Genomic DNA, 14,464 nt, shown 5'->3' on the forward strand with positions numbered 1-14,464 from the left:
GCCGACGACACACCCTTCCGTACACATACCCCTTCCGCGCTGGACATGCACGCCACCTATCGCCGATGATGCTGTCCATGTTGCATATATTCGATTCACGATCCACGTCCGAACACGGACGACCGCCCCGGCAGGCGCATGCGCACGGCCTGCGGACGCGTCGCCTCGATAGGCGTGCGCGCAAGGTCCTCGCGGCTTGCTGCGCGGCGCTCGCCGTTCTCTGCACGCTCGAATGCGTCGTCACGGCGACGGCGACGCGCGACGTGCTCACTGCATCACGCGAGATCCATGCGGGTGACGCGGTCGTCACGTCCGATTTCATACCGGCGGCGGTCCCGGTGAGCGACGCGCTCGAACGCGCCGTCGACCATCTCGACGATGGGACGAACGCCGCCTCCTACGCGCTCATCGACATCCGCAAAGGGGATGTGCTGCTGCCGACGATGCTCACAGCGACACCCGCCGTAGCCACTGGCCATACCGTCATCGATGTGCGCATCGGGGAGCTCAACAAACCGTTCGCACCAGGCACACATATCGCGTTGACGGCGGCGACAGGATGCTCGCCGCCTGAAACCGGCGATGGGAACGGCGAAGTGGTCGGTGAAGGCCTATGTATGGTGAGCGCCGACGCGATCGTCATGGGCACCCCGCGTGACGACGCGGCGACAGGAGGCAGTCTGACACCCGTCGCGATGCCCGCGGCCGATGCGATGCGCACGCTGCAGGCGCAGGAAACAGGCCCCATCCTCGCCATCCGCGCCGCCCCTGCCACCGCAGACGGCGCCAAAGAAGGCGAAGGAGGGTGATGGCTACTTGCCGTGCTCCTCGAAGACGCCCCAATGCGGGGGCAGCTCGCCGAGGATGCGGAGGTCGTCATCGGCTGCGCGCTCCTCGCGTGTGCGCATGTCACCCGGCTCGAGTTTGACGCCGGCGGCATCGAAGCGTTCGGTGCCTTGCATGACGACACGGCGGTGGCGGCGCGGTGTGCGTCGTTCGGCGCTATAGCCGTGCGGCTGTGCGCCGGAAGCGTCGTTCCCGTTGCCCTCCGAACCGTCGATCACGCGGATCGCCGGCGTATCGTCGGCGCTCACCGCCGCGCCTCCTTATACAGGTCGTTGATCTGTGCGACGACGCGGTCGACTTCCTTGTCCGGGTTGACGAACGCGGCGACGCTCCAGATCGTCATGACCGACCAGCCGAGCCCTTCCGTGTCCTGTTCGAGGATGCGGTGGCGTTCACGTGTCGACTGGATGCCCATGAATTGGGCGTCGTCGGTGAACACGGCGAGCGTGTACGGCTTGTCCTTGAGCCCGACGACCATCGGCAGCCTCCTGCCGTCGTCGAACCCGTAGTCGATCGCGACGTTGAGTCCACGGTCACGGATACGCGCGGCGAGGTCGGTGAGCAGGACGTTGTCCGCGTCGGCTTTCCCGGCCGCCTCGACCGGTATCTCGTTGCCAAGCCGCTGCGCCCACAGCAACAGCGTCTTGAGCATCTTCGGACCCGCGTGGTGCAGGCGGTCGTCCTCAAGGTCATCGGCGCCGAACGCGCTGATGATGTCGATATTGTGGTCGGCGAGCGCGAGCGCGTCGAGCAGCATCCCTTTGCCACCGTCGTTTTCGAGCGCGCCGAACTGTTGGAGGAGCCTGCCATGGGACGTCTTCGCATAGCTCATCGAAAGGATGACATCGGTCGCATGCGCACCGGCGACGTCGGTGATGTCGATGATGCGCACATGGCGCAGGAACCTGCCCATGATCTCGTTGCGCGTCGCGAGCGCCTTGAGTTCGGCGCCGAGGCGCGTGCGGAACGTCGGCGTCATGCAGACGACGGTCAGGATGTAGCTTGCCGGCACGGCCGTGAACGTCTGCGCGCGGCGTGTGATGAGGTTGACGATCTCGTCGATCTCGCCTTGGCTGCTTTCGACGAGGCCGCTCGCCATGATCGGCACGCCGGTCGCCTCGATATGGTGGAACATAAGGTGGCCCTGCACACCCGCGCGTGCGACGTCATGGCAGACGCTGCCGTAGCCCTGCGCTTCGAGGAAGCGGTTGACGCGCGGATCGCGGCGCGTCGGGCGCGGCGCGACCGTGACGTGCGGCAGCAGCGACACGAGCGTGCGCACACTGTCGGAGGTGATCGTCTGCTCATGCGCGAGGACGATGACCTGTCGCGCGCGGCACAGGATGCACAACAGCAGGATTGACGGCAGATGCGCGGCGGCGTCGATGATGACGACGTCAGCGATCGGCGTCGGTTTCGTGACCGACGCGAGCGTCGCGGGCGTGCTCATGATGACGGGTTTCGCGGCGGCGAGGATCTCGGGATGGTCATGGTGGATGCGGCTCAGCGAAATGCCGTTCGAACCGGCGAGCACCGTGTGCAGCATGTTCGCTTCCTGCGTGCGCGCGAACAGCAGGTCGCACAGGCGGTGCATCGATTCCTGCATGATCATCGGACCGACCGAGCGCACATGTTCGGTGTCGACCTGCACGAAGCGGTCGGATGCGCTCTGGAGCGCCGAACCGTCCTGGTTCGAGATGATCGCCGACGAATGGACGATGTCGTCGAACACGGTCGTCCACCATGCAAGGCGCAGCTCATCGCGAACGGCATCGACGGCCACATGGCGTTGGTGCAGGTCGTCGACGAGTGCGGTGAGCCCCGCACGGTCGAGCTCACGTTCGAGCGTCGCGCGTTCGGGAAGCGTGTCAAGCGCCTTGCGGTCGTCGAAGAGCGCTTTGAGGCGTTCCTCGACGGCGTTGAAATCGGTCGACTGCAGGTCGCCGCCATCAGGCGTCGTCGCGAGCACCGTGTCGAGCGCGGTCATGTTGGAGACGAGCTCGTCCTGCGTCGTGATGATGTCGTCGAGCTTCGAAGGCAGCACGGGCCAGCCGCCGTGCGGCACGAACAGGCGCCACTGTTCCGCCTGACGTTGCACGACGCACAGCGCGTCATGCAGGTTCTCGACCTGCGCGCCGACGCGCAGCAGGCTCTTCGCCTCCTTGACGTGGCGTCGGCGCTCCCAGAAGCCCATCGTAGAACCGTCGTTCTTGCGTTCCGCCTTCGGCTTCGTCGCCTCGATCATCAGATCGATGTCGCGTTCGAAGATCTCCGGCTGGAACACGTCGAGCACACGGCGCAGGTTCTTGAGCACGGTGACCTGACGCCCCCACTCCTGCGCGGTCGTCGGCACCGAGAACCCGCACGTCTTGACCGTGTTCGTCACCTGTTCGCGCGTCGCCGGCAGCAACGTGCGCAGCATCGTCACGACGCGCTGGTAGGCGGTGATCGCCTCGTCCTCGCTGTAGAGCGATGCCTTGTACCAGGCGGTGTCCTTCGCGTCGACCGTGTATTCGCCGAGTTCGCCCGCACGTTCGAGTTTCTTCGCCCAGTCGTCGAGCGACGGCCCGATCGCCGACGCGACCTCCTTCGAAAGCCGCACATGCGTCGCCGGATGCGTCGGCAGTTCGGCGATGCTCGCAAGGTTCTGGATCGTCTGGTATGCGGAGACGTCCCACGTCTTGTTGACGCCGTGGAGGTCGCCAAGGTAACGCGTGAGACGCGAACGCACGCCGACAAGTTCGTCGGCGAGCTGCTCGTAGCGCGACGTCGCGACGCCCTGCTGGTAGCCGACCGCGCGGATGAGCTGATGGTCGATCGCGGCGTTCGCATTCGGGTCGGCGACATCAAGCACCTGGCCGTTGAGCTCGTTTGCGCGCATGATTGAAAGGAAACGGCGTTTCTGGTCGGTCACGCACGGCACATACAGCACGGAACGCCCAGCCATGATGCACCGCGACGCGATCGCCGCGGCCTGTTCGGCGGTGTCGGTGTCCTCAGTGCCGTCAACGAAAAGCGAATGCCCCGCGGCGACCATGTTCGCGGCGTAGCGGACCGTGTTGTCGACATCGCCGATCTCGTATTCGGCATGCGGGTCGCCATCGAACGGGCTGTATGCGGGCATCTTCTCGTTTGTGAGCGAATCGCGCGCCTGCGGATACCCGGCGAGCGCATCGAGCATGATGTTGCCGCTCGGGCCTTTCGCGAGATGGTCGATGATCATCTGGCTCTCGACGAGGATCTGCGTCGACGGGTCCATGAAGCAGCCGAGGATGATCTGCCGTTCGATCGAGAAATCAGGGAAGACCTGCTGCGCGGCCTTCGAGATCGCGGCGAACACGGCGGCCGTTTCGGGTGTGCCACTCGCATAGTTCGAACCGTCGAACAGCTGGCGTTCGTCGAGGCGCACGCCATGTTCGCGCATCGCGGCGAGGAACGACGCGTTGAGGCGCACATGGCCGGTGAAGCTGATCGTCGTATGGTGCTCGACCGGGTTGCCGTCACGCACCACTTCGACCGGGTACAGCAACACGGGCATCATATTGCCCTTCCATGTCGCGACGCCGACGACGAGCGAAAGTTCGGCGACACCGCTTATGCGGCGTTTCGCGCCCTGGTCGTCGAGCACACGTTCAACACGGCGCGCTGCCGTGCGTAGCATGCCGCTGTCGCGGAACAGCGAATGCAACGGCGCGCTGCCGCGGGCGAACAGTTGGGAGATGCCCGACGGATGCGCGTGCGTGAGGTCGACCTGCGCTGTCAATTGCGTCACGTCCTCAAGCGGCGAGGGCACAAGGTTCGCCTTGAACTCCTCACGCCACCGACGCAGCTCGTCGAGCGCCCCGCTCGTCTGGGTGGAATTGTCCGTCATCTGCTCGCTCACTTTCCTACCGCCTTGCGGTAGTCCTCATATCCGGGGTTGCGGCTCAGCGCCTCGTCGATGTCCGCGTTCGACTGCGCCGCGAGCCACTCGTACAGGTCATCGTACAGCGTCGGGTTCATCGCGAGGAACGGCAGCAGTTCCGCGTACTTCGCCATTTCGAACTGTTCGGCGAAATCGTCGCTGCGTCGCGCGTCGTCCGACGTGTATCCGCCCGCTTCGATGAGTTCCTTCGGTTTGTCGAAATCGCCGTTCGCGACGCGTTCGAACACCGACCCCGGTTCGAACGCCGGTGTGAACGCCTGTGTCTCGTCGAGCGCACGCGCATCGTCATCATCGTGGCGTTGGAAACGGCTGTAGTCCTCGCCATCATCTGTCGGTTCCGCGGTGTGCGCCGCAGTCTGTTCCGACATCTGCGCGGACGTCCGCCCCGTCGTCTGTTGCGCTGTCGTGCGCGCGTCGTCACCATGTGCCGCGTCGTCGGTGACGAACGACGTCTGCCGCACAGGCGCGACCGTCACGACGGAGAAGTCGGTGCGCTCGTCCGTGTCCGCCGTGTTTGGCGATGGTTCGACGGTTGAGTCGACGCCCTCCAATGTCGATTCGATGACGTCGAAGTGCAACGCGTTGCGCTGTTCGGCGAACGCGTCGGAAGCGGTCGATTGGACAGGTTGTACGGACTGCACAGCTGTTTCGATTTCGGACGCCGCACCAACGGACGGGATGTCGACATGGACGAGCGGCACGTCCGATGGTGCCGTCTGAGGCTGCGTCGCCTGCGACTGTACAGATTGCGGCGTTTGCAGCTGTGCAGGGTGTGGCTGCTGCGACGGCGTCTGCGCGGACTGCTCAGCGGTGCGTGTGGGGATCGCCGGCTGCACCGGAAGCGTGCGCGCGCCCTGCCCATCCGAGGATGCGTCGGCGTTGCGCTCCGGGCGGATCGTCGTCGTGATCGACGGCTCCCCTGTGTACGACGTCGGCGAAACCGTCGGCGAAACCGGCGTACGTGTCGCGCCGACGGTCGGCTCAAGCGGCTGCGCGACATCAAGGGAAGGAATCGGACGGTGCTGCTGCGCGAGTTCCGTCACGCTCACGAGGCTGTCGGCGTTGCGACGGTCGGCGTGTCGCGGACCGTCGTGCGTACGTGGCACGAATTCCTGCTTTTTCGCGGCGGGTTCCTCGATCTTGCCCGCCGCGACATCGTGCGCGTCGGCGAACAGGTCGCGTGGCGCGGCGTCGTCGTCCTCTTCATCACTCGTTTCGCTCGCGGCGAGCGGATTGAGCGGGGATGTGAACGGCACAAACGTCTGCTGCTCCGCCTGACGCAATTCCTTCGCGCGCGAACGCACCTGCCCGGCGTTGAAGATGTTCGTCGGCTCCCCTGCGCGCAGATTGAGGATGTCGTCGATCGACATATCGGCGGCCTCCGGCTCGCTCGGCTGGTTGTCGAGCGCGTAATCGAACAGGTTCGCGACGTCATCGTCGTCGTTCGTCGTATCGTCGTCGATGTAGCGGACGAAATCGACGGGAACGTCACCGAACTGCAGACGCACCGTGTCGTCGGTCATCGCGAAGTCGGAACCGCCCGGCAGCCGCACAAGCTCATTGCCCGGGCGTACAAGGAACGTGCCGTTCGTCGAATTGAGGTCGCGCAGGATTGCGTTGCCGTCCGACTTGACCGAGAACTCCGCGTGGCGTTTCGACATCGAACGCGTGTCGTCGAGGATCTCGATGCGGCGCATGCCATCGTCCGGGACAGGGCGCAGCGGCTTGCGGCCGATTTCCACGGTTTGCCCGGCTTCGATGCTGGTCAGATCCGAACCGTCAACACGTATCATCCATTTCGTTGTCGTCCGTTGATCTCCGCTCACCGTGGGACCTTCCTTTCGCCGTTGTCCGCTCGGCATACCGCGCGCCACGTGCCTGTTCCGCGCGCACAACCGAGAAGTACGCATACGGAACACCATTTTACGCGGCAAGTTCAACAAATCATCCCATATTCGCCTAACTCGGCGCCCAATATCGCACAGAGCTTGTTCCGCGTCGCCCGCGCAAGGCGCGCGCTACGCAGCGTGTAGTGCGCGCGTCCCACTCCGCAGTCCCCACCTACATCCCCGCCCGCAAACACCTACGTTTCCGTCCTGTTCCGCAGTTCCCACCTGCACACCCACCCACTGCGTCCCGCTCCGCAGACCCCACCAACCAAACCACCCGCAACCACGTACGTTTCCGTCCTGTTCCGCAGACCCCACCTACACACGCACCCACTGCGTCCCGCTCCGCAGACCCCACCAACCAAACCACCCGCAACCACGTACGTTTCCGTCCTGTTCCGCAGTTCCCGCCTACACACCCACCCACTGCGTCCCGCTCCGCAGACCCCACCAACCAAACCACCCGCAACCACGTACGTTTCCGTCCTGTTCCGCAGTTCCCACCTACACACGCACCCACTGCGTCCCGCTCCGCAGTCCGCATCTGCCAATCCACCCGCACAACCATACGTTTCCGTCCCACTCCGCAGACCCCACCAACCAAACCACCCACATCCACACCTGCACCCCCGCCTCCATCTACGCCGCCGTCTTCATCATCGGCACTCCCGCTTCCGCAAGGCGACGCGTCAGCTGCGCACGGTCGGCGAGATCGGACATCCTCACACGGATGACCGCGTGCACACCCGCGCGCACAAGTGCTTCGGAACGCTCGCGCTCATCGTCGACGATGCCGTCGACCGTACGCCCGTGCATCATCTCCGGATCGGTGTATTTCACGAGCCCATCGAGTTCAACGACGATGAGTCGGCCATCCGCGGTTCGCCACAGATAATCGACGCGGAACCGCCGCCCCGTGAGTGGATCGACGAATTCCACCTGCTGCTGCGGTGGCATGAATCCACATTCGATGAACGCGGCGCCCATTCTGGACTCCCCACCATTCTCCGCATAAGGATTCGCATATTTGAGTGTTTTACGCAGATTTGCATTCACCATTCCGTTCACGGCTGCGCATTCCATAATCGTTTCCGCCCGCACACCTTTGCGCATGACGCTGTCCGCAATCGGTTTTCCATCCAGAAACGTCATAATCGCGCAGCAATCGGCGGCAGTCTGCGCGAGCGTCGTCACACGTACACCATCAATGACGACATAATTCATATGTATATGATGTTTTCTTTCGATATGCCTACTATTGTGATAGGTGCCCCGCGTTGCACATACGACAAGCATTCGCGCATGCAATGCCTTGCGCGCAGTCGAAAAATCCACCCACAAATCGTGCATACATGCTGCAGCGACACCGCCGAATACCCAATCCGGATGCCAATGCGCAAGGCCGCGCACGACATGTTTCACCTGATCGATCGCGTCGAGCGAACGCCACAATGCGCTCCGGATGAACAATCCAGGTCTTGGCGATACGACGTCGCCCGTCTTGACTCTCCTCAACAGCGCTTTGCGCACCGATTCGCTCGCCGGGTGCAGACATCTGCCTTCGCGCTCCGCTGCGTCGAGCTGCCTGTCCATTTCCGCGTGACCCCGCATATCCGATCCTCCGTTTCGTCAGGTTTGATAGGACGTACAGGCCACGCTACGCGTTCCGACAGCGGCGCACCAGCTGTACCGGCCCCTGTGTACGGACGGCACCGTTATCCACAATTCGCAGCGAGCTGATTCCATGTATGCGCGCAGCTACGCTCCCGCACATTCCGCGCTCCCCTATTGTGCCGGATATGTAGTGCCGTCCCGTTTCGCAGTTCCCACCGACCATCCCACCCGCGAACCCCGCCGTTTCCGTCCCGTTCCGCAGACACCGACTACACATCCACCCGTTCCGTCTCAATCTGCAGACCCCATCGCCCAAACCACCCACAAACGCGCACATTTCCGTCCCACTTCGCAGTCCGCACCAACCGCCACACCAGCAACCGATCACAACAACGGGAAGTCCCCGCAGCCTTGCGACTGCGGGGACTTCCGAAAGCGTTCGTGAATTGCGGCATGAAGCCGCGCACATCACTTGAGCTCGACGGTGGCGCCAGCTTCTTCGAGCTGAGCCTTGGCCTTCTCGGCGTCTTCCTTCTTGGCGTGCTCGAGAACCGGCTTCGGAGCGCCGTCAACGAGGGCCTTCGCCTCAGCAAGGCCGAGGTTGGTGATGCCGCGGACAGCCTTGATGACCTGGATCTTCTTGTCGCCAACGGCGGAGAGGATGACGTCGAACTCATCCTTCTCTTCCTCGGCCGGAGCAGCGCCCGGAGCGGCGGCAGCGGCGACGGCGACCGGAGCGGAGGCTTCGACGTCGAACTTCTCTTCGAAGGCCTTGACGAACTCGGAGAGCTCGACGAGGGTCATTTCACCGAAAGCTTCGAGGAGCTCATCCTGGGTGAACTTAGCCATTATGGCTTCCTTTCAATCGTGGCGTGCGGTGGTGTTCCGTGTTCCGCGCACCTGAAATTTGTGTGGTTTTTCCGTTATATTCCGAACCGATTGCTATGCGGCGAGCCGCAGGGCGATCAGGCGGCCTTCTCCTGCTTTTCGCGCAGGGCGTCGACCGTGCGGACGGCCTTCGTCGGCAGCGCGTTGAACAGGCGGGCGGCCTTGGCCATCGTGCCCTTGAGCGCACCGGCCATTTCGGCAAGCAGTTCCGGACGAGACTTGAGGTCTGCGAGCTGCTTGGCACCCTCGGCGTCGTACACGGTTCCATCTGCGAAACCGCCCTTGACGATGAGGGCCTTGTTGGTCTTGGCGAAGTCACGCAGCGTCTTCGCAGCCTCGATGAAGTCTCCCTGGACGAAGACAACCGCGGAAGGACCCTTGAGCATCTCGTCGAGACCCTCAATGCCCGCTTCCTTGGCGGCGATGCGGAACAGCGTGTTCTTAGCCACAGTGTAGGAAGTATCGCGGCCTAGCTTTTCGCGCAGATCGGAGATCTGCGGAACGGTAAGCCCGCGGTACTCGGTCAGGTAGACCGCGTCAGCGTTACGGAATGCTTCCGTAAGCTCGGCGACCACCACTTCCTTTTCGGGCCTCTTCATGGCGTTCCTTCCTAAGTCGGCCGTTGACTGTGAACCGGAACGCACACCTGAGCAACAAAAAAGCCCTGCGCACAGGCAGAGCGGCAAACGCCCTCGAATAATCGAGGATCCTTGTTTCTCAACCTGCGCTGGCTTGGCGAACCAAACTTCGTGAAGTCGCACGCGACTTCCAACCAACGGTCTGTGGTTTACAAGAGAAATAATGTACCGGCCGCTGACGACACCCCACACATCCGGCGTGTCGCATACGTCCGATTCCGCAGACGCGCACTGCCAACCCACCCGCAAACGCGTACGCTCCCGTCCCGATCAGCAGACACCACCCGCAGATCCACCCGTTCCGCCCGACTTCGCAGACCACATCTACCACCCCGCCCGCAAACGCGTACGCTCCCGTCCCGATCAGCAGACACCGACTACACATTCGCCCGCGCCCGCGCACGCCACACACCACACACCACCTTATTGCGAACGATTCTCATTATGTGCTACAGTGGTCGCATCACAAACCGCACGACATGTGCCCCTTCACAACGCGCGGGCACGCGGATACAACGGGACATAAGGAAACCGAGGGAGAACGAATGAAGAAACTGATGCGCGCCGTCGTCGCGGCGCTCGCAAGCGTCGCGACCGTCGCCGCCGTAAGCGCATGCTCGACATCGAACACCGCACACACGAACGAAGCGAACGCCGACAACGGCAGCAAGGACGCCGTCATCACCGTCATCGCGTCAAGCAACCAGTGGGGGTCGCTCGCGAAGGACCTCGGCGGCGACTACGTCGACGTCACGAGCATCCTCAACAACACCGGCACCGACGCGCACGACTACGAACCGACGACGAACGACATCTCGAAGATCCAGAACGCGCAGGTCGCCGTCGTCAACGGAGCCGGATACGACGACTGGGCGCTCAAGGCGGCGCAGCAGTCGTCAAAGACGCTCGTCGTCGACGCAGCCGACGTGAGCGGCGTCAAGACGGGCGACAATCCGCACATCTGGTTCTCGGCGAACGCCCGCATCAAGACGGCGGACGCGATCACCGCCGACTACATCAAACTGCAGCCCTCGCACAAAGCACAGTTCGAACAGCTGCACAAGACATGGCTCGAAGAGGAACAGGAACTCGACAACGACCTCAAGGAACTCGCGAAAGACAAAGGCAGCAAGAACTACGCCGCCGTCGAATCGGTCGCGCAATACCTCGCCGAGGACATGGGATTGACGGACGTGACGCCGAAGGGCTACAAGCAGGCCGCCGCGAACGAATCGGAACCGACGCCGTCGGACATCAAGGAGTTCACCGACCTCCTCAAGAAAGGCGACATGCGTATGCTCATCACGAATTCGCAGGAGCCGAGCGAGATGAACGACCAACTCACCGCCGCCGCCGACTCCGGGAACATCCCCGTCGTCGACGTGACCGAGCAGATGCCCGAGCAGTACAAGTCGCTCCACGAATGGATGCGCGCGCTCGCGAAGCAGATCAGCGAGACGAACGGCGGTACGAAGAAGTAAACGTAGGCATCGCGCTCCGTACGCCATAAGCAAAGGCCCGTGCCACCGAACACCGGCGGCGCGGGCCTTCGTATATTCACGCACATCTCATACGCGTGGACGCGCTACAGCATCGCCATGCACACGAAATCGAGGATGAAGAGCGCGGAGACGATCCAGACGACCGGATGGACTTCGGACGCCTTCTTCTTGCAGACCTTGACGATGCAGTACGTGATGAAGCCCGCGGCGATGCCGTAGGAGATCGAGTACGCGAACGCCATGAACACGGACGCGAAGAACGCCGGGATCGCTTCCGAGATGTCGTCCCAACGCACTTCCTTGAGCGACGCCGCCATCATGCAGCCGACGATGACGAGGACACCTGCGGTCGCCGCGGACGGCACCGCGGAGATGACGGGGGCGAAGAAGATCGACAGCGCGAAGCAGGCGGCGACGATGACCGACGTGAGACCGGTGCGACCGCCTGCGGCGATGCCAGCCGACGATTCGACGTACGTCGTCGTGTTCGAGGTGCCGAAGATCGAACCGATCGATGTCGCGATCGAGTCGGCGAAGAGCGCCTTGTCCATCTTCGACGAGAACCCGTGGCCGTTTTCGAGCGATTCCTCGTCGGCCTGCGAGAAGATGCCGGTGCGGCGGCCCGTGCCGATGAACGTGCCGAGCGTGTCGAACGTGTCGGACATCGAGAACGCGAAGATCGTGACGAGCACGAGCGGGAGCTTCGCCGGGTCCGCGAAGAGCGTGCCGAAGCCCTCATGGCTGAAGAGCGCGCCGAAGGTCTGCGGGAGCTGGCCGAACGCCTCGCCGATCGAGATGCTGTTGTTCATCGTCGTCTGGCCCATCGGGATGCCGATGACGGCGGTGAGCACGATCGCGAGGAGCATGCCGCCCTTGACTTTGAGGATTGTGAAGACGATGACAAGCAGCAGGCCGATGAGGAAGAGCCACAGCGTCGGGTTGTCGAGCGTCGCCATGCCGGGGACTGCGCTCACGGCGCCGCCCTGCGCGGCCGCCTTCGGGTCGTTCGGCGTGAACGTGACGGCTGCGACGTTGAGCAGGCCGACATATGCGACGAACAGGCCGATGCCGCCGCCGATCGCATGCTGGAGCGATTCCGGGATCGCCTTGATGATCATCTTGCGCACCTTCGTGACGGTGATCAGGATGTTGATCAGACCGCACAGGAAGACCATGCACAATGCCTGCTGCCAGGTGAAGCCGAGACCGAAGCACACCGTGTAGGTGAAGAACGCGTTGAGGCCCATGCCAGGCGCCTGCGCGTACGGCACGTTCGCGAACAGGCCCATGACGAGTGTGCCGATGATCGCCGCGATGATCGTCGCGAGGAACACGCCGCCCCATGGCATACCCGTCTGCTGCAGGATCTGCGGGTTGACGACGATGATGTAGGACATGGCGAAGAACGTCGTCAGACCGGCCATGCATTCCCTGCTGACCGTCGTGCCGTTCTCCTTGAGATGGAAGAACTTCTCCATATAACACCCTGTATTCTTCTCGTGAACTCTGTTCTGCCGCCCTGTCGCGAGCGACAGGACAGCAAAAAGCTAGCACGCGCGTGTAAAATACGGCCGTTACATGAAGTTCGCTCAGCGCATAGTCCGACGTGGGCGTGAGGGGTGCCGCCGATCAGCCGAAGCGGCCCGACACGTAGCGTTCGGCTTCCGCGTTCTGCGGGTTGTTGAACATCGTCGACGTGTCCGCGAAGTACTCCAAATGCCCAGGCTGTCCGACGGCCTTGAGGTTGAAGAACGCCGTGTAGTCGGCGACGCGCGCCGCCTGCTGCATGTTGTGCGTCACGATGACGATCGTGTAGTCCTGCTTGAGTTCCTCGATGAGGTCCTCGACCGCGAGCGTCGAGATCGGATCGAGCGCCGAGCACGGTTCGTCCATGAGGAGCACCTGCGGATGCACGGCGACGGCGCGCGCGATGCACAAACGCTGCTGCTGGCCGCCCGACAGGCCGACGCCCGGGTTGTCCAGACGGTCCTTGACCTCGTTCCACAGGTTCGCGCCGCGCAACGCCCACTCGACGAGGTCATCGGCGTCCGATTTCGAGATCTTCCTGTTGTTGAGCGTGACGCCGGCGAGCACGTTCTGCCTGATCGACATCGTCGGGAACGGGTTCGGCCGCTGGAAGACCATGCCGACGTCACGGCGCACGGCGACCGGGTCGACATCCGGCGCGTACAGGTTCTGCCCCTCGAGCAGCACCTCGCCGGTGCAGTGCGCGCCCGGCGTGATCTCGTGCATGCGGTCGAGCGTGCGCAACACGGTCGATTTGCCGCAACCGGACGGCCCGATGAACGCCGTCACCTTGTTCGCCGCGATGTGCAGATTGACGTCTTCGACCGCGAGGAAGCTGCCGTAATAGATGTTGAGATGATTGACGTCGATTTGCTGTCCCATTCGTTCTTTCCTTGCTGTTCGTACGGTGTCCTGTGCCGTGGCCGTTGTAGATGACTTTGTTTTAGCTTGTCGCTAGAGCGAAGTCATCTGCATGGCCTCGTTGCCAAGGCCAGCTCCAAGCCTCACGCGACTCTCGCCGCCGCTTGGTTCGCGTTTCGCCGGATGCCGCATTGTCCCGCCTTTGGGGTGGGCCTGTCTTACGCTTCCTCCACGCGCGTTTAACGTCTCCGGGGCACTCCCGGCGACTTGGATGTTGATGGCCGCGTTCACATCACGGTCGATGACAAGCCTGCACTCCTCGCAATGGTAGACGCGTTCGGACAGGGGCAGCTTGGCTTTCACCGTCCCGCAGTTCGAGCACGTCTTCGAGCTTGGATACCAGCGGTCGATGACGTGAAGCCTCGCGCCGGTGCGTGCGGTCTTGTAGGTCAGTAGGCGTCGGAACTCCGCGAACGCGGCGTCCTGAATCGATTGGGCGAGCCTGTGGTTTCCCACCATGCCCGCCACGTTCAAGTCCTCGATGCTGATGTCCGCGTAGGTGCGGGCGAGCATGGTGGTGGTCTTGTCGAGCGCGTCCGAACGCAGGTTCGCCACCCGTGCGTATAGTCGGGCGACCTGCGCTCTCGCCTTGCGGCGGCGGTTGGAGCCTTTCCGTTTGCGGCTCAGACTCCGTTGGGCTCTCTTCAACCGTCCGAGGTTCGATTTGAGTGCGTGCGGGTTGTGTATCACGGTGCCGTCCGACAATGTGGCGAG

Annotated in this window: 11 protein-coding genes; 2 read left to right on the forward strand and 9 right to left on the reverse strand. The window is 63.1% G+C overall.

Annotation, left to right across the window (positions count from 1 at the left end):
- The first annotated feature begins 77 nt into the window (after window positions 1–77).
- The gene (locus tag B1526_RS03480; RefSeq protein ID WP_095614669.1) at window positions 78–809 is read left to right on the forward strand and encodes an SAF domain-containing protein; all 732 of its coding nucleotides are present in this window, start codon (window positions 78–80) and stop codon (window positions 807–809) included.
- Window positions 810–812: 3 nt separating this feature from the next.
- Here B1526_RS03480 and B1526_RS09210 read toward each other — a convergent pair whose 3' ends face one another.
- The 6 genes from B1526_RS09210 to rplJ form a co-directional block, all read right to left on the reverse strand.
- Complete coding sequence (locus B1526_RS09210) at window positions 813–962, reverse strand: BAG family molecular chaperone regulator 5 (protein WP_201260121.1); 150 nt, start codon at window positions 960–962, stop codon at window positions 813–815.
- Between the two features lie 128 nt (window positions 963–1,090).
- Entirely contained in the window at window positions 1,091–4,717 is a 3,627-nt protein-coding gene (locus tag B1526_RS03490; RefSeq protein WP_095614726.1) for a helicase, read from the reverse strand.
- Window positions 4,718–4,725: 8 nt separating this feature from the next.
- Window positions 4,726–6,564, reverse strand: a complete 1,839-nt coding sequence (locus tag B1526_RS09260) for an FHA domain-containing protein (RefSeq protein WP_235607006.1) — start codon at window positions 6,562–6,564, stop codon at window positions 4,726–4,728.
- A 735-nt stretch (window positions 6,565–7,299) separates the two neighbouring features.
- On the reverse strand, window positions 7,300–7,617 hold the full coding sequence (locus tag B1526_RS09265; protein WP_235607007.1) for a hypothetical protein: 318 nt from the start codon (window positions 7,615–7,617) through the stop codon (window positions 7,300–7,302).
- Window positions 7,618–8,742: 1,125 nt separating this feature from the next.
- On the reverse strand, window positions 8,743–9,123 hold the full coding sequence (rplL, locus tag B1526_RS03505; protein ID WP_022858902.1) for a 50S ribosomal protein L7/L12: 381 nt from the start codon (window positions 9,121–9,123) through the stop codon (window positions 8,743–8,745).
- A gap of 116 nt (window positions 9,124–9,239) precedes the next feature.
- Complete coding sequence (rplJ, locus tag B1526_RS03510; RefSeq protein WP_095614671.1) at window positions 9,240–9,761, reverse strand: 50S ribosomal protein L10; 522 nt, start codon at window positions 9,759–9,761, stop codon at window positions 9,240–9,242.
- 584 nt (window positions 9,762–10,345) lie between these two features.
- Here rplJ and B1526_RS03515 point away from each other — a divergent pair.
- Complete coding sequence (locus tag B1526_RS03515; protein ID WP_095614672.1) at window positions 10,346–11,281, forward strand: metal ABC transporter solute-binding protein, Zn/Mn family; 936 nt, start codon at window positions 10,346–10,348, stop codon at window positions 11,279–11,281.
- Between the two features lie 104 nt (window positions 11,282–11,385).
- Here the strand turns inward: B1526_RS03515 and B1526_RS03520 are convergent, their stop codons facing one another.
- The 3 genes from B1526_RS03520 to B1526_RS03530 form a co-directional block, all read right to left on the reverse strand.
- Window positions 11,386–12,780, reverse strand: a complete 1,395-nt coding sequence (locus B1526_RS03520) for an NCS2 family permease (protein ID WP_095614673.1) — start codon at window positions 12,778–12,780, stop codon at window positions 11,386–11,388.
- Between the two features lie 151 nt (window positions 12,781–12,931).
- Window positions 12,932–13,711 carry a phosphate ABC transporter ATP-binding protein PstB gene (gene pstB, locus B1526_RS03525; protein ID WP_095614674.1) on the reverse strand — a complete coding sequence of 260 codons (780 nt, stop codon included), beginning with the start codon at window positions 13,709–13,711 and terminating at the stop codon, window positions 12,932–12,934.
- 72 nt (window positions 13,712–13,783) lie between these two features.
- Window positions 13,784–14,464: RNA-guided endonuclease InsQ/TnpB family protein (locus B1526_RS03530; RefSeq protein ID WP_133088430.1), on the reverse strand; the 681-nt coding region annotated here is incomplete at its 5' end.

This window comes from Bifidobacterium criceti (assembly GCF_002286935.1).
Lineage (GTDB): Bacteria > Actinomycetota > Actinomycetes > Actinomycetales > Bifidobacteriaceae > Bifidobacterium > Bifidobacterium criceti.